This window comes from Acidimicrobiales bacterium (assembly GCA_041394265.1).
In the GTDB taxonomy this organism is placed as follows: Bacteria; Actinomycetota; Acidimicrobiia; order Acidimicrobiales; family SZUA-35; genus JBBQUN01.
Map to the genome: position 1 here is coordinate 3552274 of JAWKIO010000005.1, position 25935 is coordinate 3578208.

Consider the following 25935-nt stretch of genomic DNA (forward strand, 5'->3'; position numbering starts at 1 on the left):
TCGAGAGTCCATAGACTCGAAGCCGCCTCAACACCGAGGACGGATAGGAAGACAATGCACGTGATTTGGAGCGACGTGGCGTGGTCTACGGGTATGGCAGTCGCGCTGTTCCTGGCCGCCGGCCTCATCCGCTGGCTTAGAGCGCGACGACGAACACCTCCGCCACCGAGTTTTCGTGTCGACCAGTCTGTGAGGACGATCTACCGTCACCAACTCGCAGATCTCCCTCGCACCCTTGTGGTCACAGGTACAGCCATCCTGATCATGACGTTGATTGCGGCCGCTCTTGGATAGAGGCTGTATGCCTCGGAACCATCGAGACAAATGCCTCGGGCGCAGTAAGTGGCTAGTGGGGTTGACTCAGTCTGGCCCGAGTTGGCAGGCGTCTTGCGTATGGCCCTGAGAGGGGAAGCGGTCGCGACGGACATGCGTCTCCTTGTGCTCGTTCGTGTTTGGCCCGGACGGTCGTGTCGACCGGGTGCCCACAGCGCAGGCTCATCTGAGCGGAGACGTGTCCGAGCAGCGCCATGATTGCTTGGAGGAAACATCAGCGTTGAACATGGCGGTGGCGAAGGCGAAATGGATTTTGCCTTGGGCTTCGGTGGAAGTGCCGGATCACTCAGTGTCGAGGATGTGGTGAGCTGACGGTTCGTGCGCTCTTGCCGGAGAGTCTCTCGTACAGTTCGACGGTGTCGGGCTCGAGTTGGTCGTACGGTTCGTTGGCTTCGACGGCTTCACAGAGTTCGTTCATGATCTGCTTGATGGCTGACGTGTTGCCTGCCTGCTGGGCGGCGAGCATGCGGTCGCGGTAGAGGGCTTCGTCACCTGGCGCAGCGCGAAGACCTTGGCTTGCGGCCCACTCGGCTTGGCTCGTGTCGCCTGCCTCCAGTGCAAGAGAGGCGAGCCGGTGGGCGGCCTCGGCAACCGCGATGGAAGCTCGTGCCACGAAGCCTTCGGCGAAGGCCCATTCATAGCCCCGGCTCGTGTCGAACGGCTGGCCGCGGACCATACTCAGCGCTTCTTCGAGGATGGGGCGGGCCGCGCAGGGAGGCTGCAACTTGGCGAAGCTCACCCGAGCCGTGAACCGAGCCAGGTCGGTCGTCACCTTGTCGCCAAGCTTGAAGCGCTGTCCCGCCGCAGCGAAGTGGGGCAGGAGCAGCTCGCCCTCGCTGTCGTTGCCGAGTGCGCTGCGGGTCATCGACATCGTGGTGTTGAACGTCTGCGGCTCCGGCACCCCATCGGGCCAGAAGACCATCTTCACCCGGTCGTCGGTAACGCCCTCGGGCGCATGAAGTGCGAGGTAGGTCGCGATCTCCATCGACTTGCGGCGTTCGATCGGACCGATGCCAACGACGTCAATCGAGCCGAGCACTCGGAACTCCACCTCAGCAGTCGCCTCGACGAACGGCGTGAGGTCCTCGGCAACGGCGTCGTCATCGGCATGCGAATCGTCGATGGCATCGGGCAGATCGTCGGCGGAGTCCTCCGGTAGTGCCAGTACCTCGTCGCCGCATGGCTGGTCGAAAGCCAGATCGGTGAGGATCTGATCGAGGTCACCAGTGGTCTCAGCGTCGAGCGAGACAGCCGTCAGCTGCAGGTTGTGCGGCAGAAGCTGGAGTGTCGGACCGTCGAGGAGTGCGTGCCATCCAGCGGTAGGGATCGGCCCAGGTACCACGGCGCCGACACCACGCCCGGATTTGATCGCGCTTGCGAGCCGATCGACGAGATCGCTATCAAGCGGAGCCGAAGCAAGGAGAATCGTGGGAATCCATCCGTCGCCGTGGTCATCGGCGACGCGAGCTTCCACGGTGCTCGCGAATCCGGCAGCGTCGAGCTGCTCCCCGGTCGACGTGGCGATGAGCTCGATGTGTCCGACGGCCTCGGCAGCGTCAGCGAAGTGGCGGACACGCTGGCTCCCGCTGATGTCGCCGAGTGGTTCGCCAACGGTGATGAGATCGAGGTGATCGGTCCATGTGCTCATGGCCAGCTCGATCGCAAGGCGGCGTAGGTAGGGAAGGGCTTGATCTTCCGGCCCCCCGATGGTCAGAACGCCGGCGGTTTCGATGTCGATGAGGAGGGGGTCTCCGTCGGCCAGTCCGATCGTGACGAGTGACGGCAGTGGAGCCGTGGCCCCGTTGGCAAGGTGTCGAAGTTCTGCTTCATCGATCGGTGACCGCAGCCGCCAGCCGCGTGAGTCGCCCGTGTCCTCGAAGCCGTCCGGGATGCTGTTCGTTGGCGCGTCGAGGAGAACCTCGAGATCGCCGCCGTCGAGTCGCACGGCAATGATCGAGGCGGTGTCGGCGTCGCCGTGGTGAAGGCCAGAGGCAAGTGCCCGGAGCGCCAGGTCGAGGCGAGTGACTCCTTCCAGATCGGCACTGTGACGTACCTTCATCTCGGTTGCCCGGAGCTGTTCGCTGAGGGGTCTCGTCGCCGACGCTTTGCGCTGGCGTGTCCGGACTCGGCGCAGGCGGTCGATGGCAATCACCAGCGAAGCGGCAAGAAGGCCGCCGCCGACGAGCTCGACCAGGGGTCTGCTTGCTTCGACGACGGGGAGAACCGGCGCAGCGTCGACGGGTGCCGACGGCGTGGAGACGACCGACTGTGTGGTGACAGCAGCAGGGAGCGTCGTCTCGGGTGCGGCCTCGGTCGGCGTGTTGGCAGGCGGACTCGACACTGAGGCCGATGTTTCGGCCGTGCCGGTCCGGTCCGGGTCCTCGGGAATGTCGGATGTCGGCGCACCTTCTGTAGTCCGTTCGCTTTCAACGGGACTCGAAGCGACGTCAAGGCCAACCGCATCGTCGGGGAATCGGAGTGTCCAGCCGACAACGATCAGATTCGGATCCTGGAGCGTGCGACCGTCGGGCTGAGGCTGCCCTTGGTTGAGGTCGAAGACTTCGGTCCAGCGAAGGGGATCGCCGAGGTGCGTCCTCGCCAGCCCCCACAGGGTGTCGCGGCGCTGCACGACATGGATCTTTGCCTCCGAGGTCGACGTATCGACAACGGAGGTCCCGACTGAAGCGAGCTTGGGAGCGAGATAGGTCGCAGGTGCAGCTCGGAGCGGCTGTGCTACGGCAACGACGGGAGCGGGCGACGCCGCGATGGGCGCGGTGGTGAATGCGGGGCTCGACAGGAGAAGGGCCGCTGTTGCAATGAGCCGCCGGACGGCGGGTTGAATGGGACCGGCGAGCGCAAGTTGCGGCGCCGTCCGTCCGCTGACCCAGGCAGTCAGCTCGAGCAGGAACGAGCCGACAATCACGAGCCATGCGAGCCAGCCTGCGACAGCGACCCCTTTGACGATGGTGGCGTCGGCGATCGGGCCGCGGGTGAGGCCATCGAGGATGTCGGCAACCGCTGGAAAGCTCGAGGGAATCGGCGACCCCGACATCGCCCAGAGTGCTGCGGGCACTCCGACCACGAGCGCAAGGAGTGTCGTGGCGGCGCCGAGCGCAGAGAGCAGCGGTGGGTGTTTGGTTTTCCTCATGGTCCGTTCTCGCCTATTGCTCGTAGGGGTACAGCCCGGCCCGTACCGGTGACGGTGGCCTCGGCCAGCCCGCCGAGACCGAGAATGGCCATCGGCTGTCGAATCGAAACGGTCACGGTCACCGTGTCGCTGGTTGCGGTCACTGCTCCTTCATGACCCGCAGCAGCAAGGAAGTCATTTGCTCGGGCCGCAGCGCGGCGGGCGTCGAGCGTGGTGGCGCCAGTGCCACGGGCAGCGTCCTCGTCGAGCTCTTGGGCTCCCGCTCTGGCCGCCGACTCTGCGATGTTGGCGGCGACTCGCCGGGCGTTGAGGATCTGACCTCCGTCGAAGACGAGCCCAGCCATGAACAGCAGCGCCACGGTCATGACGACGGTGAACACGGTGACCGATCCCCGCTCTTGGCTCCGAGGTGTCATTGGTCGGTTCCTCGGTAGCGGTCGACGGGGGCGGTGAAGGCTGCGCTCAAGGTCTTGGCTCCTGGGAAGCCGATCATCGTCGCATCCTGTAGATCAACGGTGCAGCGCACTGCGGCGGTCACGAAACCGTCGGCTCGGAACTGCGCGGCGTCGATCTCGACCGAGAGGCTTCGACACTCGACACCCCGGTCACGCAGCGTTGTCGATGCAGCTTCCGTGCCGGCCTGCCTCGCTGCGGACGACGAACGCTCGTTGGACGCAGCTCGTGCGGCCTCGCGTGCTGCGGTCTCGACGTCACCCGCAGCGCCAGCCAGCCGACCCAGGCCTACAACGAACAGCAGCAGCCCGACGAGGAGCGGGGTGACGAGCACGAGTTCGACGGGGGCCGATCCTCGTTCGCTCTGGCGATGCCGAGTCATCGGTCGTCCTCCCGGAACCGTTCGGTCGGCGACTCGGCTTCTGCGTGAATGGACAGCTGCACGAAGGGGACGATCGAACGGAGCTGTCCGTTGACTTCGACCCGTGCGGTCTCGGTGGTGCGGGTGGCCACCACACTGGTGCCTTCGATCAGGCTCGGCGCGTTCGCCGCCATGAACTCGGCGGCCCGGGCCTGACCGATGTCTGCTGAGCCCTGGGCGACTCGAGATGACCGAACGCCCTCCTGTGCTGCCGCCTCGGCGACCGCGCTTGCGTGGTACCAGAGACCGAACTGGATGATCAGGAGCACCATGAACATCAGCACCGGGACGATGAGCGTCATCTCGACGCCTGCGGTGCCCGATTCAGCGGCGCCGGCCGAGCGCCGTCGCGCTAGTCGAGGGAGATGGAGTTCGCCTTGGCGATCACGGCAGCAACGATGATCGCTCCGACCGAGAGCGCGAGTCCGGCCATGATTGCCGTCATGATCACGGTCTCGGTGGTCGTGCTGCCGCGCTCGCTGTCGCGGTCGAGGCCCGGCACCCGGGACATCACCCAGGCTCGGAGGTAGTGGTAGTGAAGCATGTCGATGCCCTTTCATGGTGATTACAGACCGGTGAGAACTTGGAGGACGGCGGGGTAGCCGAGAAAGGCAACGAAGCCGAGCATCAGCAGCACGACCGGTAGCGACATCCGCTCACTTGCCGACTCGGCGGAGGCTTCGGCACTGGCGAGACCCTTGGTTCGCAGCGAGCGAGCCTTCGCCGTGAGAGATGTTCGAACGCGGGCTCCCTCGTTGCCGGCAAGCGCCGTGCTGGCCGCCAGCTCGCACAGCGCCGGTACACCGAGGTCTTCGCCGAGTCGACCGAGGCCGGTCCACGGTGCTTCACCCATCAGCCGAGCTTCGACCAGCGCTTGGCGGATCTCGGTGAACGCCCAACTCGGTGATGCCTCGGCACAGTGGCTGAGCGCACCGTCGACACCGGCACCGCCTGCGAGGCGAATGGCCACCAGGTCGAGGTAGCAGCTGAGGGAATGTTGGAACGCATTGCGCCGTTCCGCTGCGGCGGACCTCAAGATGGCGAGCGGCACACATGCGCCAGCGAGTCCAAGGAGCAACGAGCCCCACGCCGGCAAAATCCACGGCACCGAGACGCCGCCGGCCGCCATGATCCCGGCGACCATTGGCGCCCAGATCAGTCCGGCCAAAAAAGCCATCGCCATCTGCGCCGCCAGTTCGGAGGCGGACGAGCCGGTGATCCGGATGTCGGTGCGAAAGCGCTGTTCGATGCGCGACACCAACGAGGTGGAGGCCAGCGGTCTCCCGACGAGGCGTGTCCACGTCGACTCATCGCCCGCTGCAACGACGGGCACCTGGCGTGGCTGATGGATGCGGTCGATCGCTTCGGCGAGCGACGACCTCGCCGGGAACATGCCGGTCCACACTGCGATCGATCCGGCACCCAGCCCGACGCCGAGCAGAATCGTGTTCATGGCGTCGACTCCAGGGGTCGGCCGATGAGGAATCGCTCGGGCTGATCAAAGCGGCCCATCCGGGCCAGCCACCACAGCGCAACGCCCCAACAACCGATGATGAACGACAACACGACCTGTCCCGGCAAGGTTGCGTAGGCCGCAACGTAGGTCGGGTTGAACAGGACGAGGGCAGCGGCGGTAGCCACGGTGACACCGGTGATCACTCGGACCGTCGTTCGCATCCGCGCCCGAGTCGCATCGATGTGAAGCTGCATCGCTGCCTCATCTCGGGCCGCTGCGGCGAGGGTGGTGAGGAGTTCGGAAAGGTCTCGAGCGGAGTGTGTCGCTGCTGCGCTCAGTGCAGCGACGACCAGGTCGCCGATCGGGTGGGCCAAATCATCGGCGAAGTCGGCCAGCGCCCGTTCCAGCGGCTCGTGGGTGATCCGACGTGAAAGCTGGCGGACTTCGCTACGGATTGCCTGCGGCGCTACCCCGGCGGTGGAGGTGATGGCGGCCTCGATGCCGTGGGCGGCGTTGATGGTGTCTCGCAGCATCTCGGTCCACCCGGCGATGGCGTCGGTGCGCTCCATGGCGGCGGTTCGGTTCGCATTGCCGCCGAGGAGGTGCGGGGCGAACCACACCAGGGCGGCGACGGCCGGTGCCGTTACCGGCCACCGCGTCAGCACCAGCGCAACGAATCCGGCGCCGAGAGACACCGCCCAACGACGGTGGTCGACAGGTGCCCGATGCCTTGCCGGCTTGGGATGGCTCGCCGTCGTGGTCATTCCGTCGAGCACCAGCAACAGGCCGGCAGCCATGCCCAAGCCGAGTACGATCGCAACGGCAATCATTGCCGGCCCCAGTCCGAACCACGTTCGGCCCGGTAGCCGTGGAGGGCCAGCTCGGCGGCCAGGTCATGGGGGAGCGGATCGCCGGTGACCGCCCGCCCGTCAGGACCCGGGCGAAAGAGCTCGTTCGTGACGACCTGACGATCGATCGCCTCGACCACTTGGCGCACCGATGACACGTAGCGGCCAGCGTCGTTCTTCGAGATGAAGACGACCAGGTCGATCGCGCCGGCTGCAAGATGATTCGCCGTCACCAGGTCGAGGCGTTCGGGCGACTGCATCGCGTAGAGCGCGATCTTGTTGAATACCTCGCCGGAGGAGTGGGCGTGAATCGTGCACAGCGAGCCGTCGTTGCCCTGGCTCATGGCGTTGAGCATTGGGATGACTTCAGCGCCCAGCACCTCGCCGACGATCACACGACCAGGATCCATCCGAAGGCTCAGCTTCACGAGATCGGCCAGCGTGAACTCGCCGACGCCTTCGACGTTTGCCGCACGTGTCTCGAGGGCGACACAGTCGGGGTGGAGATCGGGAAACCGATCGAGACCGAGCTCGAACTCGGTCTCCACCGTCACGATTCGTTCGTCGGGTGGGATCTCCGATGCCAACGCGCGCAGCATCGTGGTCTTCCCAGCACCGGTGGCGCCAGCAATGATGATGCGCTTTCGTGCTCGAACAGCAGCCGACAGAAACGATGCGAGCGCGTGGTCGACGGCGCCGAGCTCGACGAGCTTCGCCATGTCGACCCGCATGAACCGGTGTCGTCGAATCGACAGGCTGGGCTGGCCGCTGAGCCAGTTCACCGCAGTGAGCCTGCTGCCATCGGGGAGCTGCATGTGGAGCTTGGGATGCGCCATGTTGAACTCGCGCTCGGACAAGCCGTAGCGACGAGCGATCTCGCGGATCATCTCGACGAGTTCCTCGTCCGACCCGGCGATCGGCGGGCCCTGCACCTTCGACCCGTCGGCGTACTCGATGAACACCCGATCGAAGCTGTTGGCATTGATGTTCATGATCTGGGTGTCGTCGAGCAGAGGCTGCAGGCGGCCGAGTTGGAAGAGCCTGGCGAGAACTGCCTGGCCGACCTCGGTCTCCGTCCGATCATCGAGTGGCTCGCGGCCTGAGTCGATCGCTGCGCTGGCGAGCTCGTCGAAATGGCGGTTCAGAAGATCTCGAGCGAGAAGTTCCTCATCGCTACGTTGCAGTCGACGCCCAGAAGTGGCCTCGGCCTGCTGGGTCTGCCGGAACAACTCAGCGGCGATCGACGAACGAATTCGACCGACGAGATCGTCGTTGGTTTGGGGCGCCGTCATGGTCATACCAGCACCTCCGAGTCGTGATTGGCAGTCAGTCGATCGACCATGTCGAGGGTGGAGCGCATGAGGGAGGATCGACGAAGCCAACGATCCAAGGGGACGCCAGAGACCACGAGTCGGGCGGCCCGGGCGTCATGTGCGATCGGTGCTTCGGCTGCAACGCCAAGCGCTGCGGCGACCTCCTGAGCGGAATACGGCTGGTCGCCAACGCAGACCACTGCGTTGCTTCGGTTGATCTCCGCCAGGCCCGACAAGCGGTTTCGGAGAGCCTCGGTGCCGGAAGCGTTGGGTCGAAGAAGGACGATCACGTGGTCTGCCGCAGCCAACACGGGCGTGAGGCTGTTGTCGCCGTCCCAGCGACCACCATCGACGATCGTCAGGCCCGGTCGCTGCTTCAGCAGCTCAGCGAGGCCACCGGCCAAGGTCGTGACGACTCGTTTGGCGCGATCGGGCGCCGTCGGGGCGAGGAGTACCTCGACCCCGCTCGCAAGTACTTGGGAGTGTGCAGTCAGGAGGGAGGAATCGAGGCCACGTCGAGCCGCCGCCAGCAGGGTGCCCAGTCCCGGGTCGAGCGACCGTTGCGTTTCGAGCGCAAACGAGCCGCCTGCCGGGTCGAGCTCGACCAGCAGCGTGGGCATGTTGCGTATGGCACCGGCGGCGGCGAGCGCGGCCGACGTTGTGGTGGCGCCGGGTGCGCCTTTGGCTGCGACGACAACGACGAGCGTCATCGTGAACCCACGACCACAAGGCTGATGCGACCCTGTGAGCCCGAGATCGCCACCCGGTCCGCCGCATCCCTGGGCACGATCAGTGAGACGACGAGCGCCTTGCCGCCGGTTGTGGGCTCCGCGATTCCTCGGACGTCGGCTTCGCCCAGGTTCACTACGCCGCCATCGCTGCCGGCAATGACGGCCCCGGTCTCGACCAGTTCGACCCTGTCGCCCTCGCGGAGGTCGATCGGATACTGGCCGGAGTCGACCACGATGCCGAGCAGCACCATGCCATCGGGGACCCGGGCCTCGTCGGTCACCATCGACGGATGGAGCAGTGTCCCCTGAGACAGACTCATCGCCGCTGTCGTGCCGATGATCATGTCGATGTCGTCGTTGGCGATGGTCGGCAGGCTGGTGTCGGCCGGTAATTCGACGGCGATGAGGTCGCTCGGGCCGAGTGTCGTGCCCGCCGGGACGTCGATGGCCAGCGAGAGGACGAGCGTGCGCTCGGCTCCTCGAGCAACTGCGGTCACCACACCGAGAACACAGAGTGCGATCACGACGAGACCGATGGCGATTCGTGGTCGATTTCGACGCAAGCCAGACGGTGGCGCCGGAGCCTTGGCAGCTGCGGCTGGCTTGGTCTGCCCATTGAGCCGTGCATTGGTCGGCGGCCGGAGGATGGTGGTCATGGCGCACCTCGTGGGTTGACGTTGACGGTTTGGACCTCGGCGACGGGAACGAGGAAGGTGGTGGTGCGGTCGATGGTCCCCAGATCGCCACCTTCGCCAGCGCCGGCAACCGTCCAAGAAAGGCGCCAGCGGGTCACCACCGATGCGGCAAAGGCGTGGCCCGGCTCGTTGATCGAGGATCGCTCGTAGGCGTGGGAGCAGTCGGACTGCTGGGATGCCGACGGCTGAGAGGGATCGAATGGCGTGCCGGATCCGGTGCATGTGACGATCGTCCCGTCGCCCATCGTCCAGAAGGCGGACTCGGGGACGGCAGTCACCGTGACGGCGAGCCCCGGCACTGCTGCGGTTGCCGATTGGTCGGCCATGTCGGTGGGCTCGATCCACATCCACGTCGTGAGGTTCACGATCTGCTCGCCGTTGGGGCTCAAGCTGGGTTGCGGTAGCGGCAGGTTGATGCGGCTGCGGGCCTCAGCGAGCAAGTCGAGCGGGTTGGCGGGGGAGATGTAGAACGTACCGACAAACGTCGTTCCGCACGTCTTCTCGTACCAGTTCCCCGTTCCGTCAACGGTGATCACGCTTCCGTCGACGTCGTACACCGGGTTGTCGTCGGTGGTCGGGACCAGCTCGTAGGTGCAGTCCTCCCGTGTTCCTGCGCTCTGTCCGTGCGAGACAGACGTGGACGCGATCGCGTCGGCCCCCGACTCGTCAGTCGATGCGGCGCCACGTGTGTCTGCGCCGGCAGATGACGAGCACCACGCCAGCGTCGCAACGCCGAGACCGAACGTCAGGAGGAAACGATGCACCCGGACCCCTCATCGAGAATGTTCGAGACCTTCCACACGCCGTCTTCGTTCACGAGCATGTAGACGACCTGATGGCGTGCCGGGTCGTCGACATCGACTCGCTCGTCGGTGTCGATTCGGTACAGACCGCTGAAGTCGTCATAGCAGTCGCGGACATGGGCACCGGTCGGCGTGGCCGACACGACGGTGAGAGAGCTCTCGATGCCGCCTTGGATGTAGTAGCCGGCTCGGGCGTTGCTCTGGAAGTAGTTGAAGAGGGTCGCCAACTCGTCGCCGGTCGAGCGCTCCTCGAGCCGAGTGCGGATCGCTGGATCGAACGGCTCCTTGCTCGCACCGAGTTCGTCATACAACGCCCAGAACGCGCTGATTGCGTCAGCGAGTTCGGCGTCCGAAGGGACCGCTGGCGCGGGCTCTGTGTCCGCAGGCGCGGTCGTCGACGTCGTGGTCGTGTCGAGGGTGGAGGTAGTTGTCGTCTCGGCTTGTGTCGTCGAGGAGGCTGTTGTTGCCTCGCTGCCCGATGAGGAGCATGCCGACGCCGAGAGCGTGACAGTTGCCGCCGCAAGGAGCGGAATGATGCGTCGCATGACGAAGGAAGGCGGTGTTGACGGGCGGAACGCGACATGGCTCATGCACAAATGCTGGCGCAGGTGGCGCCTTGGCGTCTGTCGCATCGTGCAGAGTCGGGTGGTCACGGTCGCCAGGATCAACCTGGAGCGCCCGGTTACTGCAACGTGACCGTGGTTACCTCGGGGTGATCACCCTGCTCAACGCTCCGCTCGACCCGTAGTCGAGCACCCTCGCCAGAGCCTGCGTGGGTGAGTTCATCCAAGTGGTGTGCGCACCAGACGTCCAGTTCGGCAATGACGGGGGCGAGAGACCGGCCCAGAGGCGTGAGGCCGTAGCTGACCGACACCCCGTCGAGGTCGTCGACGCCAATCACCTTCTCCACGAGTCCATCCTCGATCAGTGCGTTGAGGCTTTCGTGCAGCACCTTGCGACTGATGCCACTGAGCTTGCGGCACAGCGGACCGTGGCGGACAGGTGCGGCCGTCAAGGCGATCAAGATGGTGGTGGTCCACTTGCGGCCCAAGATGTGGCTCACGGTGGCAACACCCTTGACGTGCAGGACCGTGTCGTGTCCAACCTCTTCGGCGCCGCCAGCGTGATCAGCCGACGACCGCCGGGAGGTAGCTGCGTCGCCGCTCCGCCCAGTCATGTCAGTGGATGACTCCTTCGATCACCCAGAGTGGTGGGTGTCACAACCTGTGACCATGGGTGGAACTACTGGCGGTTTGTGACCACGCTGGCTCGGCATCGGCCCTTCTTGGCACCGGAGCTGGCGCCGCCCGTCGCCGCCAATGCCTGGGAGCGGCGCGGCTGGCGATGTCGGACGAGCTGATGTCGATTGCGTTGACACTGGGTCTGTCTACGATGCAGCCATGCGACTGTTCGGTCGCCGTCGCCCCGCTGGCGTTGAGCGGGTGCCCAACAAGGTCCTGAGACCTGAGGTGGTCGAACACCCGCCGGGTCCGGTTGCACTGCGTCTCGGACCGGGGCTCGGACTTCTCGACCTGCCATCTGGCCAAGCATGCCTGTCGGTCGCCAACGTCTGGATCGCCGATGGTCAGTGGGTCGAGGCCGAGTGGCCATGGGACGCTGCGTTCGGTTGGTTCGTTGCGCCGATCGACCTTCGGCTTGGCCACGTTCTCGAGTTTCGGTTGGTTGGCGGAACGCTCACCGGTTGGGTTGTCGACGTGAATGCCGAACGCTTCGTGTTCGTGGTCACGGCGGACCGGAACCAGGCGACGGAGATGGCGGGGATCGCCCTCGCACGGTGGTCCGCTGCGCAGGTCGACCGTCTTCGCTGAAGCCTCGGATTGAAGGCAGAGGGCGACGAGCGCACGCCGATCTCCTGATCGTTTGCGTCAATCGTTGTCGCTACGTGAGGCGTGCCGTCGCACTGCACCGACGACTGCACGGTGCAGTCGGCGGTGCAGTGGCACCAGGGATTTCTTCGCGTTGGTGCAGTGCACGGTGCAGAAGTCGGTGCAGTGCGGTTCGTGACGGTTCCTGGCCTATCCCAAGGCGAGGAGACCAGCCATGTCGATCAAGTTGTTCCGCGATCTCAACGACGAGTGGGCCCGCATCGTTCGGTCACGAAAGGCGGCGGTATCGCTCGAGACGTGGAAATCCGAAGAACCGGCGCTGCACGAATTCGGTGATCTGAACGCCGTCGTTGGCAGGGCGCACGACCCCGACCGGTCACTCCGAGACGAGGTCCTCGCGGCGCTCATTCGCTGCGGTGCGACCGACTCGCTCGCATGGAGAGTCGTGCTTCACATCCAGATGCCGGGGATGGTGTGCACCACCAATCGCTTCCTTCCTGGACCGCACAGCGATGAGGAGGTCGCCGCCACCGTTGTTGCGGCGGCGTGGGGACGCATCGCTGAGTACCCGCTCGATCGGAGGCCGAACAACATCGGCGGCAACATCGGCCTGGACACGAGGCAGGCCGCATCAGCGATGCTGTTCCGCCACGCTGGCAAGGAAATCCCCGACCCAATGGTCTTTCACCCGGTTGCGGCGGCACCCTCAGCCGATCCGGCCAGTCGCCTTGTCGATGTGCTCGGCGAGGCAGTGAAGCGGGGTGTGGTGTCGTCTGAAGACGCTCGCCTCGTGGCGCTCACACGTGTGCAGGATGTGCGCTTCGACGAACTCGCCGTCGAGCGGGGAGTGCTGCCTCACAGCCTTCGCCGTCGCCGCCTTCGCGCAGAAGCGATGATCATCGCCGACGTGGCTTGATCTCATGAGCGGCGTGCTCCGTGGCTCCATCTTCCGGCAGCGGGCTTTCATGGATTCCCCTTCGCACGGCTCCGTGGCTGTATCCAGTCGACCTGGCGCGCCCGTGTTCGCGTACCCGGGGGGCTATCCGCCGGTGACGTAGGCACCCACGATGTAGACGGCGTGGCGGTCGAAGTTTTGTCTGCGGTGGTCGTAGATGGTGGTGGTTCGTGGGTCGGCGTGGCGTGCAGCGAGTTGGACGTCACGTAGCGGGACCCCAGCGTCGAGGGCGGCCATGATGAACCCGGCTCGGAGCATGTGCGGGTGGACGTGTCCGAGGCCGCCTCGCTTCCCGATCGAGCGGACCCACCGGTGGGCGGTGCGCCGATCCAAGCGTTGGCCGTCACGGCGACGCAGGATCGGCCCGTCGGTTCGTTCCCCGATCGCGAGGTCGATGGTGCGGGCGGTGCGTGGTGCGAGCGGTATGACTGCTGGCTTGTTGCCTTTGCCGACGATTCGTAGTGTCCGGTGTCCCCGCTCGGAACCGAGATCCTCGATGTTGCTGGCGCACGCTTCACTGACACGCAGACCGTTCAGACCGAGAAGGACAGCGAGGGCGGCGTGCTCTGGGCTGTGGCGCTCGGCGGTGAAAAGGAACACGCCGAGTTCGGAGCGGTCCATGCCACGCGAGTCCGACGGATGGACTTTGGGACGGCGGACGTATTGGGCCGGGTTTGTGGCGATCCGGCCGTCGATGTGGGCGAACCGGTAGAAGCCACACACCGTCGAGAGGCGACGATCGATCGTGGAGGCGGCCAGTCCTCGTCGTTCCAGCGCGGTCCGGAACAGTTCGATATGGGGGCGTGTCGCTGCCAGCACCTCGAGGTCGTTGTCGGATGCCCATTGGAAGTAGTTGCGCAAGTCGAACCGGTAGGCGTCGAGGGTGCGGCCGTTGTAGCGGGCGAGAAACGACGCAGCAGCGACGTGGGCCTCGTCGATCGGGGGGCTGTCGTTGTGGCCGGGGCTGGATGGTGTGGGCTCGATGATTTGCATGGTTTGATCTCCAGGAATTGTGGGAGATCCAGGACATCGCACGAAGGTCACCGGGGTGAATGGGTGACTCGACGCAATCAGCAGGGACAAGCCATCCGCACGCAGGGTGCTGTCTCGGTGGATGCGGTCAGCCGGGGCGTCGGTCGACGACCAACCCGGTGGCTTCGATCTCGTTCAGGAGCTCCCGCAGCGACGGTGCGTTGGTCCACCTGCCGATCCATGAGATCTGATGGATGGTCTGGCTTTGATCGTCGGCGATCTTGAGGAGGGCGAACTTGCGCAGTGACCACATCGGCTGGTCGTCGTCGATCACCAGGCGGCACTTGTCCTTCTCGAACGACAGTGTGAACAGGAACCGCCGCACCAGGACACGGTCATCGGCGATCACCAGGCCGAGACGCCGGCCCCGTACGGTCACCGCGACGCCGATGCCGATGAGCGCGGCACCGGCGAGTGACAGCGTTGGCGTGTTCGACGAGAAGGTCGCTGCCACAAGGAGCTGAAGTCCGATGAATGCGATGATGCTGCCGAAGACCGTTTCGCGGAAGCGGTCGGTGCCGTGTACGTAGCGGCGCTCAGCCATGCCGTGCTTGCTGCTCTGCACACCACCTCGCTTCTCTCGGTGCGTCAACTCGCCGCACGATCGCCGGTGTCATGTTGTCATGGCCGATGCCTGCCGAGAGTGAAGCACCGGACGTGTCCTCCGGCCGGCCTTGGGGAGCGCTCTGGGGGTGTCGCTGGGTGCGTGGTAGGCGGCAGTATGTGTTGCGGCTTTCGAGCGGGGGGCAGGCCGGTTCGGTTGCGTGAGGTGGTGCCGGTCGGCGACGGTGTTGGGGTGTCGATGCTGCATGAGTATTTCGTGGTTGGGAGTGACGAGGAGGCTGCTGCGGTCCTGGAGTGGCCAGCGGGTCCATCGGCGCCACCGGTGGGCACCGAGATCGGGGGTGTGTTGTCGTTGGGCGGGATCGACCCGTCGATGGTGATCGGTCTCGCCTCGAGAATGGACGGGACCGACAGCGAGGATGGGTTCGCTGAGCCTGACGACGTGATTGCGTTCTCTGACGAGCGGTGGGTGATGAAACTCCCGGCCGTAGTGAAGCACATGCTGGGGCAAGCGTCGGTGGCCGAACTCGATGCGGGGGCTGATGCCTGGACTTCTGGCGACGGTTCAGCTTCGGGGATCGATCCGGGCACCGCACGAGGTGTGGTTGAGCAACTCGCTGGGTTGGCCAGGCAGGCAACACAGCAATCCCACGGCCTCTACTGCTGGGTCTCGCTGTAGCACCAATCGACGCCCGGGCCGTGAAGATCGACGGGGTGCGACGTTCGCTGCTCTGGAGTTCGTGGTCAGTCTGGTGGCTGGGGTCTGTGGGTCGACTTTTCGATCGTATGAGTCCCTTGGTGTGGTGGGGTTTCGGAGCGGGTCCACCATTGGGTGAGTCACCGGCGTGATGCTCGGTGTGTACGACCAAGTGCACACCATGGAGAACCACACCGATGACTCTGCAACAGTCTGACATTGACCACCTGCTCGACGCGATCTCGATCGGAGAAGGCACCGATCTGGTCCGCCAGCTCGCCCAATGGGCCCTGCAACAACTGATCGACGCCGAAGCGGCCGAACAGATCGGCGCCGGCCCGTGGGAACGGTCGATCGACCGCACGACACACCGCAACGGGACCCGACCGAAGCTGTTGTCGACCAAGGCCGGCGACCTCGAGCTTGGCATCCCGAAACTCCGGAAGGGTTCGTTCTTCCCCAGCATCCTCGAACCCCGACGCCGGATCGATCAGGCCCTGTACGCGGTGGTGATGGAGGCCTATGTCAACGGCGTCTCCACCCGCAGCGTCGACAACCTGGTCTCGGCGATGGGGATCGACACCGGGATCTCCAAATCGGAGGTGTCGCGGATCTGCGCCGGTCTCGACGAACGGGTCGAAGCGTTCCGGAACCGGACGCTTGGCCATACCAGCTTCCCGTACGTGTATCTCGACGCCACCTACGTCCATGTCCGCGACGACGCTTTGGGCCAGGTCGTGTCTCGTGCGGTGGTGATCGCGACCGGGATCACCGCTGAGGGCGAACGCGAGGTCCTCGGTGTCGATATCGGCGATTCCGAAGCCGAAACGTTCTGGTTGTCGTTCCTCCGCTCGATGCGCAAACGCGGACTGGGCGGGGTCCGCCTGGTGATCTCTGATGCTCACGAAGGGTTGAAGGCCGCCATCGGTAAGGGTTTGAGCGGAGCATCGTGGCAGCGGTGCAGAGTGCACTACGCCAGGAACCTGTTGGCGAAGGTCCCCAAGGGTCAGCAGGAAATGGTGGCGGCCGCGTTCCGGTCGATCTTCACGCTCGGGACCACCAGCGAGATCGACGCCCGTTGGGACGAGGTCGCCGACACGTTGGAGGCGAAGTTCCCGAAAGCTGCGGGGTCGATGCGTGACGCCAAGACCGATGTGCTCGCTTTCGGGGTGTTTCCTCGTGCTCATTGGCGCAAGGTCTGGTCGAACAATCCGTTGGAGCGGCTGAACAAGGAAGTGAAACGGCGCACCAACGTGGTTGGGATCTTCCCCAACGACGCTGCCGCGATCCGGTTGATCGGGGCGGTCCTGGCTGATCAGCACGACGAGTGGGCGGTCGCCCGCCGCTACATGTCCGAAGGATCAATGGCAGACCTCAACCGGGTGCGCGACACTGACCGATCACAGGCCCAACTCGAGGCCTGACACACCGAGCATCACACTCGGAACCCCCACCACCCCACGGGACTCTGTCTGTCGATCCGGCCGCAGTGTTTGGTCAGCGCATCAATAATGAGATCACTGTCAGGTGCTGGATCGCTTGCGTTCATCAACAGGATCGCCGGATGTTCGGGCGCCCATTTCCGGTAGCCCGAGATGTAGGCGGCTGCACCTGCCCCTACCTGACCGTGATGCTGCCTCAGGTCTTGCTCTGCCCGTTCGATGGCTGCAGCGTCGTAGACGAAGCAGAGGGACGACTCGGCCTCGGGGAGCTGGCACGTGGAAAGATCGACTCGGCGCCACACTACGCGGCGATGGTCGGCGCCTGAGAGGTCGCAGTGGGCGAACAGGTTGTCAGCCGGGTCGGGAGTCAGGAGTTTCTGGGCGTAGAACTGGATGTCGGTCAGCTTGGCTGACAGGTTGCAGTGATGGAATCGGGTATTGATGCACCGCACTCGGGTGAGTGTTGCCCCGGTGAAGTCGCAGCGTTCGAAGTCTCCGTCCGTGAACCGGGCGTCGATGAGGGACGCCCTCGAGAAGTCGACGTCTCGGAGGATCGTGCCAGCGTTTCCGATGCCAGCTGATCGCAGGTTCGTTCCGACGAACGAGCATTGTTCGATCCGGCTGCTGGAGAACCCGGTGTTTGCCATGTTGGCGTCGTCGAACACGCAGCCGAGGAACCGACAGTTGATGAAAAACAGCGCTTCGAGCCGCGCTCCGCTCAGATCGAGTCCGCTCCATGTTTGATCTCGAACGTAGATCCCTTGCGCTGCGAGGGACGTGAGCTGGTCCACGCGGAACGCGCCCGCCTTGGCTTCGGCCACGGTCGGGAACTCGATGCCGCGAAGATCCAGGCGGCCGTCCTCGGTCAGGTCATGGCCTGACCGGTCACCGCCCTGTAACAGAAATGCTGCGATCCAGTCCTCCATGAAGCCCACCCGATTCCCTACTCCCGCCATCAACGTTCGCAACGAAGCTTCGCAGAAGTGCGTCGGTGTCGCACGGTGCAATCGTTCCCCCGGCGGCCGCCTACTGGTCACGAAGGGCCGGTCGTCATACCACCACTTCGCCGTCGAGAGTTCGGAAGAGGTAGGACTCGTAGCTGACGCTGTCATCGACCAGCTCGATCCATGCACTGTCGCTCAGGTTGAGACGCAGAACCTTGGGCGTGACGGCGATGCTCTCCACCGCGGCACCGATGAGACTTGGCAACGAATTCGCGCTCGTCGGCAACACCACCAGGTTCTCAACCCGGCCGTCAATCTTCAAGGTGAGCCCGTTCATACAGGTCACGCCCCACTGACCGAAGTCGAGATCGATTGCATTGGACACGAATGTCACCGACTCGAGAACGCCTCCCACCAGTTGAGACCAGTCTCGACCCTCAAACTGGTACATCAGAGCGGCCTCGCTCCGTGAGCGAGATCGAGATGGGTAGTGGGGCGGCGGTGGCGGACTGTCGGGTTTGAGAGATTCGTCATTGCTGCCCGCCGTGGTAGTCGCCCACTCCAACCCGAGCAGGCCGTTCCGATCGATGGATGTGACTATCGTAGGTCGCCAGGCGTGAAGCTGCGGTCGAGTACCCACCAGTCCGCAGAACAGGCGACGTCTGCTCGAACGCAGGTGCGTTGCCGAGCCGGCGATCGGGGGCGGACTCATCGATGCGACATTCGAGCAATATGGGGCATCCCGCCGCTCGCAGGGTGTTGGCGCTCACCCACGCGTCGATCGCCTGCGGTCCTCGAACTGCGATTGGCTATTGACCAAGTCGCAGCAACGTCGAGTGCGTTCGTCGATCGGTGAGCGAAACCCTCGCTCTCGAATGCGCTCCCTTCGGCTTGATCGAGCGATGCGTGATCACCCAACGAGGTCTCCGAGGGTTCCGCGACTACCGGTTCCAGACCTGAGCCAATGCGCCAGTTGCCAGAAGCGCCAGCGATCGGAGCGAGTCGAAGTCGAGGATTTCGACGGGCTTCAGCATCCGCTGAGCTTCGTGGACTTCTTGTGGTCTGAAGTTCTCGTTGCTCCCGACAACCAGGACAAGCCGAAGGTCTTGTGGATCGATCGTGACTGCGAACCGTTCGGCGAGGTAGTCACGATGCGCTGGATGGGAGAAGTACTCGTTGTAGTTCGCCAGTTGCGCCACCCCGTCACGAACCGGTTTGATGAGGTCACGGCGCCGCCTGCGCCCGGTCGTCAAACTCGCCTTGTCGAGGAGTGGGAGCTTCATCTCACAGATGTGGCCCCGTCCATCGGCGTCGACGAACAGGAAGTCGGGCTGAATCGCTTTCTCGTCGGGATCGGGATTACCGGCGAGCCATGGCAGGAGCGGTTGGGGAATGATCCGATCAGCGGCGAGTGCACTGCGAAGCAGGCCGTCATTGAGTTCGAGGAACCGAGTGATGGTTGTCTCGCCGACACGGTCCACGACAAGCAAACTGGCCAGATTTGCTGCTGACAGTAGCTCCCGGCCCTTCTTACCAGTCAGCGCTGGGTGCAACCGCACGCCGTCTTGAAAGTCATGACGTTCCTCGAACGCAGCAGTGAAGCGAGCCGCTGACCAGGTACGAGGAACCATCCAGGCGCCCTGAAAGTAGCGAGCCCGAACCGCACCCGCGCTGCTTGAGATAGAGAGTGTGTTGTCGAGCCAGATCGGCTGCGCGCCCTCCTCGTAGTAGATCGGTGAGAACGTCTCACCCTCGATCGTGTGCTGGACCTCAATGGTCGCCCGCTGGTGCTGATGCTCTCGCAGCTCGGGGTAGCGGGAATCGACTGCCTCGCGATCGCGGGCCGAGACCATCGCAACACCGGAGATCACTACGCCGTTCCCGTCGTCTAAGTCACATTGCTGCGCCTCGAATCGGAACGCAGTCGTTGATTGCGGCGCTCCGGAGAACTGACCGAGAAACGCTCGTGGGCCAGGTAACGAGCGACGGATGATCACCAGCGGAGGGAAGGGAGGCGGGACCGCTCCCACCAGCTCCGCGGCGAAGTAGGTGGGCATCTTGTAGGCGATTAGGACTGGAGGGAACTCCAGATCGAATCGGCGGCCATCCGGCCTGGCAAGCATGCCGTGCTGCGCCGCGTCTATGACGAGCCGTCGATACCTGTTGATGCTGCGCTGGCTGGCAGCGACGAAAGCATCAAACGACATTTCCTTCACGAGCCGCCTCCAGCTTGCACCGCTCCGCCACCCTTGGGCGTCTGCGCATTGCATGGCACCTACTGGCCCATCATCTCACATGGTCGGACAGGCGAAAGTCGTCCTGTTCCTTTCGCCGGTTCCAAGAAGCACCGACGATTGCCCGTCCATCTCGTGCGTCCCCGGAAACCGGCGATCAGGGAGTGCGTCCAGCAGCTTGGGCGCCATGATGACAAGGAGGTTGTTGTGATGTAACCAAGCGACAAGTTGAGGGCAGCCAGCCGGTGTGAGTCCGGTCCGGGGAGACGCCAAGGTCCCTGGTAGTGAGGCCCCCGTGCGTGGTCGAGAGGCCGGGTGCGAAGCGGGGTCGGAGCGACTGACCAGTCCGCAACATGAAGTGAAGCCTGCAGCGTCGTTACGCCGGTCCGCCGTTGGTGGACGTGGAGAAGCCGAGCCTGTTCCCTAAGGGCGAAGGCCATGGACGGCATCGTTGGTCTTGGAGCCGATGCCCATGAACCTCCCGGCGCAGGGGGCGTGGAATGGTCAGAAGGGTGTCCTCGGAACTGGAGAGATCCTCCTCGGCCCCGTCCTGTGGGGGCGGGTAGCGGTCCTGCCTATAACCGGTGGTCCCGGGAAGTGGTGGGCGGCCGAGAGGAAGTCGGAGGGGGTCGTAGTAGCGGTTGAGGGTCGGGACAACACAACCCGGTCTGAGCGAAGGGCCCCTGCTTCATCGATGCATCGCGGAGAAGGTGAGGAACCCTGATGAGTGCCGAGTTCTCGGCTAGGTCCGTCAGCGAAACCGAACAGGTGGACAAGGTTCGAGCTCTTCAACGCGTGCTGTATCGCAGCGCCAAGCAGGACTCTGTTCGGCGTTTCCATGCCCTGTTCGACAAGGTCGCCCGCAGCGACATCATGTGGAGGGCGTGGGTCGAGGTGGCATCCAATCGGGGCGCTCCTGGCGTTGACGGCGTGACCATCACGTCGATCGCCGACGGGGGCGTCGATGGGGTGCGAGCGTTCCTCGATGGTCTCGCCCAACAGTTGAGGGACAACCAATACCGTCCTCGGCCGTTGCGGCGGGTGCACATCCCCAAGCCGGGCAAGCCGGGACAGACCCGGCCGCTCAGCATCCCAACGGTGGCTGACCGTGTGGTCATGACGGCAGCCAAGATCGTTCTCGAACCGATCTTCGAGGCCGATTTCTCCCCGGTGAGTTTCGGGTTCCGCCCGAAGCGATCGGCTCATCAGGCGCTCGAAGCGGTCCGGGTGACAGCCAATCGGGGAGCCGACTGGGTGCTCGATGCCGACATCAAGGCGTGTTTCGACGAGATCGACCACGACGCTCTCATGGCCCAGGTGGCCCGGCGGGTGTCAGACAGGTCGATGTTGAAGCTGCTGCGATCTTGGCTTCGAGCGGGGATTTTCGAGGGTGGGATCGTGTCTGATTCGGAGACGGGAACACCGCAAGGCTCACCCATTTCCCCGCTGCTGGCCAACATCGCCCTGCACGTCCTCGATGAGGCGTGGGCGTCGATGGCTGGTCTGGGGACGCTGGTCCGCTACGCGGACGATTTCGTGGTCCTCACCACCAGCCGGCAACGGGCCGAAGAAGCCCGCCGCCGGATCGAGGCGGTGCTGGCCGTCCTCGGGTTGCGGTTGCATCCCGACAAGACCCGCATCGTGTGCCTCGTCGATGGTGAGGACGGCTTCGACTTCTTGGGGTTTCATCACCGCAAGACACCGTCGAAGTGGGGAGATCGCCGCTACCTGTCGAAGTGGCCGTCGGCACGAGCCATGGCCTCTGTTCGGGCCAAGGTTCGTGAACGCACCGACCGCCGCTTCGCCAGCCGCGACCTGCAACATGTTGTCGCTGACCTCAACCCCGTGCTGCGGGGCTGGGGGCCTACTTCCGGCACGGCAACTCGAACCGGAAGTTCGCCGCCATCGACAGCTACGTGCACTGGCGGCTGTCAAAGCTGGCCAGCGTCAAGTACGCCACCCGAGGCCGACTCCGGGTCACCCGGTTCAATCACGACTGGGCCACCGGACTCGGCATCTATCGACTCACCGGAAGCGTCCGACGTTGGAGCACTGCGCATGCCTGACGATGAACGATGTCGGAGAGCCGTGTGCGGGAGAACCGCACGCACGGTTCGATAGGGGCCGCTGGCGAAACGGAACTGAACCTGCGGGGGCTGCTGGTCCCGGGCCGGTGCGCTGAGAAACGCCACCACCACGGCCTGGTCGGGACCTCAACCGCAGCGAACGATCCACCAAGCCAGCGGCCTACCTCACCGTTCGTTCAATGGTCTGCGGCGAGTGGTAGGGGACGGTCGCGTGCATGCTCGGTTGCTTTCTCATCCAGCTTTGCTTTGGGCCGATGGTTTGCCACGATCTCGGTCCGATGATCATCGACGATGGTTATGGGACGGCAGGGGTCTGGAAGAATCGAGGCGATCGAAGTTTCCGATGTCACATCGTTGGATGGGTCTTGGTCGGCAGCGATGGTCCGAAAGGGTGAGTTCGGGTGCAATCGAGTGATGCCGCCGGGAGCCGACAGCTGCGCGGCCGCACCGTTGGATCGGTGACCATCGACCGGGCGCCGTGAGGTTCGTGTCGGACAGCGGACTGTTCAAGTCGTTTCGTTGCGGACGTCGGGTAGCCGCTGTGATGTTTCCGAATGATCCGAAGGTGACGGTCGGCCATCCCGAGATGGGCCAGTGCGTGCTGGGGTGCGGCGGGGAGCAACTGGTGGTCTCGTCGCTCGGCATCTCGAGTCGAGAGCGGGCCCGCCTCGGCCCGAACGGGCGGGTCCCGCTTCGATGGTTCTTTCGATCTGACCACCAACCCATCGAGATCGAGCGAAAGGGCGGGGTCACTCGGTTCTCGACCGATTCGGTGGAGGTTCGGCCCCGCCTGTTGGGTCTCGACGTGCTTGCCGGTGACGTTCTCGCTGCCCGCTACCGGTTGGGGTTTCTGTGGGTCCCGGCGGCGCACGTGTTGACCGTGCGAGAGCGGCTGCTGATCGTGGGGCTGTTTACCGGACGCCGGGTCGACTCGTTCTCCGGGTTGTTGTGGTTCGTGATCGCCTCGAATGTTCCCTGGGCCACCCAGAGCGATCGCTTCCGATGACTTCTTCGCCAACGGCGCGAAACGCGGTTCGATGACTCGGAGAGATGGCAAGCGGCCGTCGAATCGTCCGTCTCCTCCAAGCGGGCCTGCTGCCTCTTCCGGGCCGCAGCGGGGTCGTTTCGTCGGGCGTCGACTGGTTGCGTGGTGGCTCGACACGACGGTGTTGGCAGCTCTGATTGGTTGGAGTGGCGTCGGGAGCGCGACTGGGCGTTGGCTCACGGGCCTGGTCGTGATCGTGGTCGTCGACTGGCTCGGCGTCGCCCGATTCGGAGCGACCCGGGCAAGGCCCTTGTTGGGCTGCGGGTCGCGCCCGTCGCACGCGATGCTCTCGGCTGGTCTCGGGCAGCGATTCGAACCTCTGTCAAACAGCTGCCAACGGTGTTCTATCTGGCGGCGCTGGGTCTGCTGGCGGGTGAGGTGTTGGTGTTGACACGAGTGGTCAACGCTTCCTTTACCATTGCGATGCTTGGCCTGTGGATCTACGTCTTCGGTCCGGTGTTGAGCGACGTCGAGGGCAGGGGCCGTCATGACAGGCTGGCGGGAATGGAGTGGGGAAGGGATTTCGCGGTGAGGGGCTGCCCTGCTGAAGGGAAGTGTCATCGTGCCGAAGGGCATCAAGTCATCGCCTGAGTTCCGTGCTCAGGCCTGTCGTCAAGTCACCGAGTTCTCCCGACCGACCCGTGAGGTCGCCCGGGAGCTGGGCATCTCGCATGAGACTCTGCGAACCTGGCTGCGTCGAGCACGCATCGAGGAGTCCCGAGTGGCCGAAAGCGAAGAATCCGATCTCGAAGCCGAGAACAAACGGCTACGCGCCGAGCTGAAGACAGCGAAGGACGAGCTGTATTGGGCCGGCCAGGAGAACGAGTTCTTGAAAAAGCGGCGGGCTTCTTCGCAGCCGAACAACGCCCGAAGCGTGGTTCGCAGTGATCGACCAGATCGCTGTTGCTGGGGAGAAGCCCGAATTTCCTGTTGTCCGAATGTGCGGGTGGGCTGGCGTGTCGGAGTCCGGGTTCTACGCCTGGCGTCGCCGCACCCCCGCGTCGGCTCGTCGCCGGGAGTGGCTGGCCGGTGAGGTCGCCCGGGTGTTCGCTGCCTCCAACGGGGTGTTCGGCTACCGCAAGGTGCATTCCCGGCTCGTCGATGAAGGGATCGTGGTGTGTGACCGTGTGGTGCGGGATCTGATGGTCGAACAAGGCCTGGAGTCGTGTCATCCAGCGCCGTGGCGGCATCTCACCCAACCCGATGGGACACCGCCGGCCCCCGACCTCATCGCCCGCGACTTCACCGCTGATCGGCCCGGTGTGCGTCTGGTCGGCGACATCACCCAGATCGACACGTGGGAAGGCCCCGTGTTCCTCGCGACGGTGATCGATCTGTACAACCGTGAAGTGATCGGCTGGGCCATGGCCGAGCATCATCGGGCCGAACTGGTGTGCGAGGCGATCGTCATGGCCCGCCGGAACCGGCGGATCCGGCGGCGAGCGATCTTCCATTCCGACCGCGGCACGGAGTACACCTCGAGGGCGTTCCGTCACTGCCTGCGTGTGAATGGGCGGATCCGTTCCTCGATGGGCCAGGTCGGCTGCGCCTACGACAACGCTGTCGCTGAGTCGTTCTTCGCGGCGTTGAAGATAGTTACTGGGTTTCATCGAGATTCTTCCTTGCGTTTCTCTGGCGTCGGGTTTACATGAGGAAGCGGTTGCCAACTACATCGAGATCCTCGAGCAACCATGTCGCAGGTCCCATCAAGGGCTGCGGGGCGGAACCCGCCGCCTACCGACGAGTATTTGAGTCAACTCAACCGAGCCTGAACACCGCCTCGAACGATCCGGACGTCACTCCAGAACGATGGTGCAATCGTCCGTGGAGTCGATGCTGACAATCGACCGCCCAGGCGTGCTCGACCAGCCGAGGGGTGACCTCGATGTGTTGCTCAGGTTCTTGGCGGCGTGCCGGGTCGATCGGGACACCCGGTCTGGCGCGACCTCCGAGCTCAGAGGACGGAGAGGAAGCTGAGGATCGTGAATGCCCATAGCGTTCCAAAGCCGCATGCGCCGACGATGGGCACTTCTGAACCCTCGTCGTGAGGCATCATCCGCCTCTGAACGATCATCAGAACGACGAGGAGCGTCGGCACCAAGATGAACGCCGACAACCCGGCCTTCGCGCTGGCTTCGATCGAGGTACCCAACACCGAGAAGATGGCGAGGACTGACGATAGGCCATGCGCGAATAATGCAACGACGGTCGAGTTCTTCAACACCTCGTTGCTGTCGGACTCACTCAACGCTTGCGGCCGAAAGAATTGACATGCCTCGACCGTATCTCCGGCCGGGAACCTGCGTTGGGTCCCGACGCTGCCCTAATGCTGACAGATGACTCGTGCCCATCACTGCATCAGGGCGTGCGGCCTCGAGCCGGCGATCGGGGACGCTCGTCGGTGATCGGAGAGTGATTGGTATGGGACACCTGGATGGGGCCGGTTGCTCAAGCTTGGCGAGCTGATGCACCTCTTGCTTGGCGAACCCAACGACGGGGACCGCCTGTTGGGGTCGATCAGAACTGGATGCAGTCCTCGTCGGGTCGGCAGTACCGCGTCCGGCCGCAATGATGGATCCACATTGCTGAGTGGCGTCTCTGACACCGCGGGACCGACAATCTCGATGGTCGTCTCTCGAACACGGTTGGTGACGTCACCGTCGTTGACACAGGTGAGTCGAAGGTCGTACTCGCCCGGTTCGACGTCACCCGGGATACGCATCACCAGATCACGCGTGTCGCCGGTGTCTTCGACGGGATCAAATGACCGTCCGAACTGGTAGCTGAAGTCAGGGCTATTGACGTGCAAGCTCGGGGTCGGGCACCACGTCGCCCGGACATGAATATCGGCCCCCGGTGCAACGCTCGACTCGCCGACGATCCACGC

26 protein-coding genes and 1 pseudogene are annotated in these 25935 nt (G+C 64.4%); 8 read left to right on the forward strand and 19 right to left on the reverse strand.

The window, feature by feature from the left end; all coding sequences use genetic code 11:
* Positions 1 to 619 precede the first annotated feature (619 nt).
* The 13 genes and pseudogenes from R2733_17290 to R2733_17350 all read right to left on the reverse strand — a co-directional run bounded on the left by R2733_17290 (position 620) and on the right by R2733_17350 (position 11378).
* Entirely contained in the window at positions 620 to 3481 is a 2862-nt protein-coding gene (locus R2733_17290; protein ID MEZ5378262.1) for a BTAD domain-containing putative transcriptional regulator, read from the reverse strand.
* Complete coding sequence (locus tag R2733_17295) at positions 3478 to 3897, reverse strand: pilus assembly protein TadG-related protein (protein MEZ5378263.1); 420 nt, start codon at positions 3895 to 3897, stop codon at positions 3478 to 3480. The genes R2733_17290 and R2733_17295 overlap by 4 nt, the downstream gene beginning before the upstream one ends.
* Positions 3894 to 4316 carry a TadE/TadG family type IV pilus assembly protein gene (locus tag R2733_17300; protein ID MEZ5378264.1) on the reverse strand — a complete coding sequence of 141 codons (423 nt, stop codon included), beginning with the start codon at positions 4314 to 4316 and terminating at the stop codon, positions 3894 to 3896. The genes R2733_17295 and R2733_17300 overlap by 4 nt, the downstream gene beginning before the upstream one ends.
* Positions 4313 to 4663 (reverse strand): annotated as a pseudogene (locus R2733_17305) (pilus assembly protein). The gene R2733_17300 and the pseudogene R2733_17305 overlap by 4 nt, the downstream one beginning before the upstream one ends.
* A 44-nt stretch (positions 4664 to 4707) precedes the next feature.
* Complete coding sequence (locus R2733_17310; GenBank protein MEZ5378265.1) at positions 4708 to 4899, reverse strand: hypothetical protein; 192 nt, start codon at positions 4897 to 4899, stop codon at positions 4708 to 4710.
* A gap of 21 nt (positions 4900 to 4920) precedes the next feature.
* Positions 4921 to 5808, reverse strand: coding sequence for a type II secretion system F family protein (locus R2733_17315; protein MEZ5378266.1), 888 nt, complete (start codon positions 5806 to 5808; stop codon positions 4921 to 4923).
* Complete coding sequence (locus tag R2733_17320; GenBank protein MEZ5378267.1) at positions 5805 to 6641, reverse strand: hypothetical protein; 837 nt, start codon at positions 6639 to 6641, stop codon at positions 5805 to 5807. Before R2733_17320 ends, R2733_17315 begins: the two co-directional genes overlap by 4 nt.
* Entirely contained in the window at positions 6638 to 7957 is a 1320-nt protein-coding gene (locus tag R2733_17325; GenBank protein MEZ5378268.1) for an ATPase, T2SS/T4P/T4SS family, read from the reverse strand. The genes R2733_17320 and R2733_17325 overlap by 4 nt, the downstream gene beginning before the upstream one ends.
* Entirely contained in the window at positions 7954 to 8682 is a 729-nt protein-coding gene (locus R2733_17330; protein ID MEZ5378269.1) for a hypothetical protein, read from the reverse strand. Before R2733_17330 ends, R2733_17325 begins: the two co-directional genes overlap by 4 nt.
* Positions 8679 to 9359, reverse strand: a complete 681-nt coding sequence (locus tag R2733_17335; protein ID MEZ5378270.1) for an SAF domain-containing protein — start codon at positions 9357 to 9359, stop codon at positions 8679 to 8681. The genes R2733_17330 and R2733_17335 overlap by 4 nt, the downstream gene beginning before the upstream one ends.
* A complete protein-coding gene (locus R2733_17340) occupies positions 9356 to 10162 on the reverse strand; it encodes a hypothetical protein (GenBank protein ID MEZ5378271.1) in 807 nt (268 codons plus the stop codon). Before R2733_17340 ends, R2733_17335 begins: the two co-directional genes overlap by 4 nt.
* Positions 10144 to 10791, reverse strand: a complete 648-nt coding sequence (locus R2733_17345) for a hypothetical protein (protein ID MEZ5378272.1) — start codon at positions 10789 to 10791, stop codon at positions 10144 to 10146. The genes R2733_17340 and R2733_17345 overlap by 19 nt, the downstream gene beginning before the upstream one ends.
* 92 nt (positions 10792 to 10883) lie before the next feature.
* The gene (locus R2733_17350) at positions 10884 to 11378 is read right to left on the reverse strand and encodes a helix-turn-helix domain-containing protein (protein ID MEZ5378273.1); all 495 of its coding nucleotides are present in this window, start codon (positions 11376 to 11378) and stop codon (positions 10884 to 10886) included.
* A 223-nt stretch (positions 11379 to 11601) separates the two neighbouring features.
* Here R2733_17350 and R2733_17355 point away from each other — a divergent pair, with 223 nt between their 5' ends.
* The gene (locus R2733_17355) at positions 11602 to 12030 is read left to right on the forward strand and encodes a hypothetical protein (protein MEZ5378274.1); all 429 of its coding nucleotides are present in this window, start codon (positions 11602 to 11604) and stop codon (positions 12028 to 12030) included.
* Positions 12031 to 12262: 232 nt separating this feature from the next.
* Positions 12263 to 12964 (forward strand): hypothetical protein, encoded by a 702-nt coding sequence (locus R2733_17360; GenBank protein MEZ5378275.1) that lies wholly within the window; start codon positions 12263 to 12265, stop codon positions 12962 to 12964.
* A gap of 123 nt (positions 12965 to 13087) precedes the next feature.
* Here R2733_17360 and R2733_17365 read toward each other — a convergent pair whose 3' ends face one another.
* Together R2733_17365 and R2733_17370 are read right to left on the reverse strand one after the other, a co-directional pair.
* A complete protein-coding gene (locus R2733_17365) occupies positions 13088 to 13996 on the reverse strand; it encodes a tyrosine-type recombinase/integrase (GenBank protein ID MEZ5378276.1) in 909 nt (302 codons plus the stop codon).
* Positions 13997 to 14123: 127 nt separating this feature from the next.
* Positions 14124 to 14579, reverse strand: coding sequence for a hypothetical protein (locus R2733_17370; GenBank protein ID MEZ5378277.1), 456 nt, complete (start codon positions 14577 to 14579; stop codon positions 14124 to 14126).
* Positions 14580 to 14831: 252 nt separating this feature from the next.
* On the opposite strand from R2733_17370, the gene R2733_17375 reads away from it, so the two are divergent.
* Both R2733_17375 and R2733_17380 read left to right on the forward strand, forming a co-directional pair.
* Positions 14832 to 15278: a hypothetical protein gene (locus R2733_17375; protein ID MEZ5378278.1), complete on the forward strand. Its 447-nt coding sequence runs from the start codon at positions 14832 to 14834 to the stop codon at positions 15276 to 15278.
* A 215-nt stretch (positions 15279 to 15493) separates the two neighbouring features.
* On the forward strand, positions 15494 to 16720 hold the full coding sequence (locus tag R2733_17380) for an IS256 family transposase (protein ID MEZ5378279.1): 1227 nt from the start codon (positions 15494 to 15496) through the stop codon (positions 16718 to 16720).
* Between the two features lie 11 nt (positions 16721 to 16731).
* Here the strand turns inward: R2733_17380 and R2733_17385 are convergent, their stop codons facing one another.
* The 3 genes from R2733_17385 to R2733_17395 form a co-directional block, all read right to left on the reverse strand.
* A complete protein-coding gene (locus R2733_17385; GenBank protein ID MEZ5378280.1) occupies positions 16732 to 17664 on the reverse strand; it encodes a pentapeptide repeat-containing protein in 933 nt (310 codons plus the stop codon).
* Positions 17665 to 17788: 124 nt separating this feature from the next.
* Complete coding sequence (locus tag R2733_17390; protein MEZ5378281.1) at positions 17789 to 18133, reverse strand: hypothetical protein; 345 nt, start codon at positions 18131 to 18133, stop codon at positions 17789 to 17791.
* A 490-nt stretch (positions 18134 to 18623) separates the two neighbouring features.
* Positions 18624 to 19805: a hypothetical protein gene (locus tag R2733_17395; protein MEZ5378282.1), complete on the reverse strand. Its 1182-nt coding sequence runs from the start codon at positions 19803 to 19805 to the stop codon at positions 18624 to 18626.
* 906 nt (positions 19806 to 20711) lie between these two features.
* Here R2733_17395 and ltrA point away from each other — a divergent pair.
* From ltrA to R2733_17415, 4 genes are all read left to right on the forward strand, one after another.
* Positions 20712 to 22037 (forward strand): group II intron reverse transcriptase/maturase, encoded by a 1326-nt coding sequence (ltrA, locus tag R2733_17400; protein MEZ5378283.1) that lies wholly within the window; start codon positions 20712 to 20714, stop codon positions 22035 to 22037.
* Positions 22038 to 22547: 510 nt separating this feature from the next.
* A complete protein-coding gene (locus R2733_17405) occupies positions 22548 to 23009 on the forward strand; it encodes a hypothetical protein (GenBank protein ID MEZ5378284.1) in 462 nt (153 codons plus the stop codon).
* Positions 23010 to 23387: 378 nt separating this feature from the next.
* The gene (locus tag R2733_17410) at positions 23388 to 23639 is read left to right on the forward strand and encodes a hypothetical protein (GenBank protein ID MEZ5378285.1); all 252 of its coding nucleotides are present in this window, start codon (positions 23388 to 23390) and stop codon (positions 23637 to 23639) included.
* Between the two features lie 293 nt (positions 23640 to 23932).
* Positions 23933 to 24700 carry an IS3 family transposase gene (locus R2733_17415; GenBank protein ID MEZ5378286.1) on the forward strand — a complete coding sequence of 256 codons (768 nt, stop codon included), beginning with the start codon at positions 23933 to 23935 and terminating at the stop codon, positions 24698 to 24700.
* A 302-nt stretch (positions 24701 to 25002) separates the two neighbouring features.
* Here R2733_17415 and R2733_17420 read toward each other — a convergent pair whose 3' ends face one another.
* On the reverse strand, positions 25003 to 25296 hold the full coding sequence (locus R2733_17420) for a hypothetical protein (protein ID MEZ5378287.1): 294 nt from the start codon (positions 25294 to 25296) through the stop codon (positions 25003 to 25005).
* Positions 25297 to 25935: the final 639 nt, after the last annotated feature.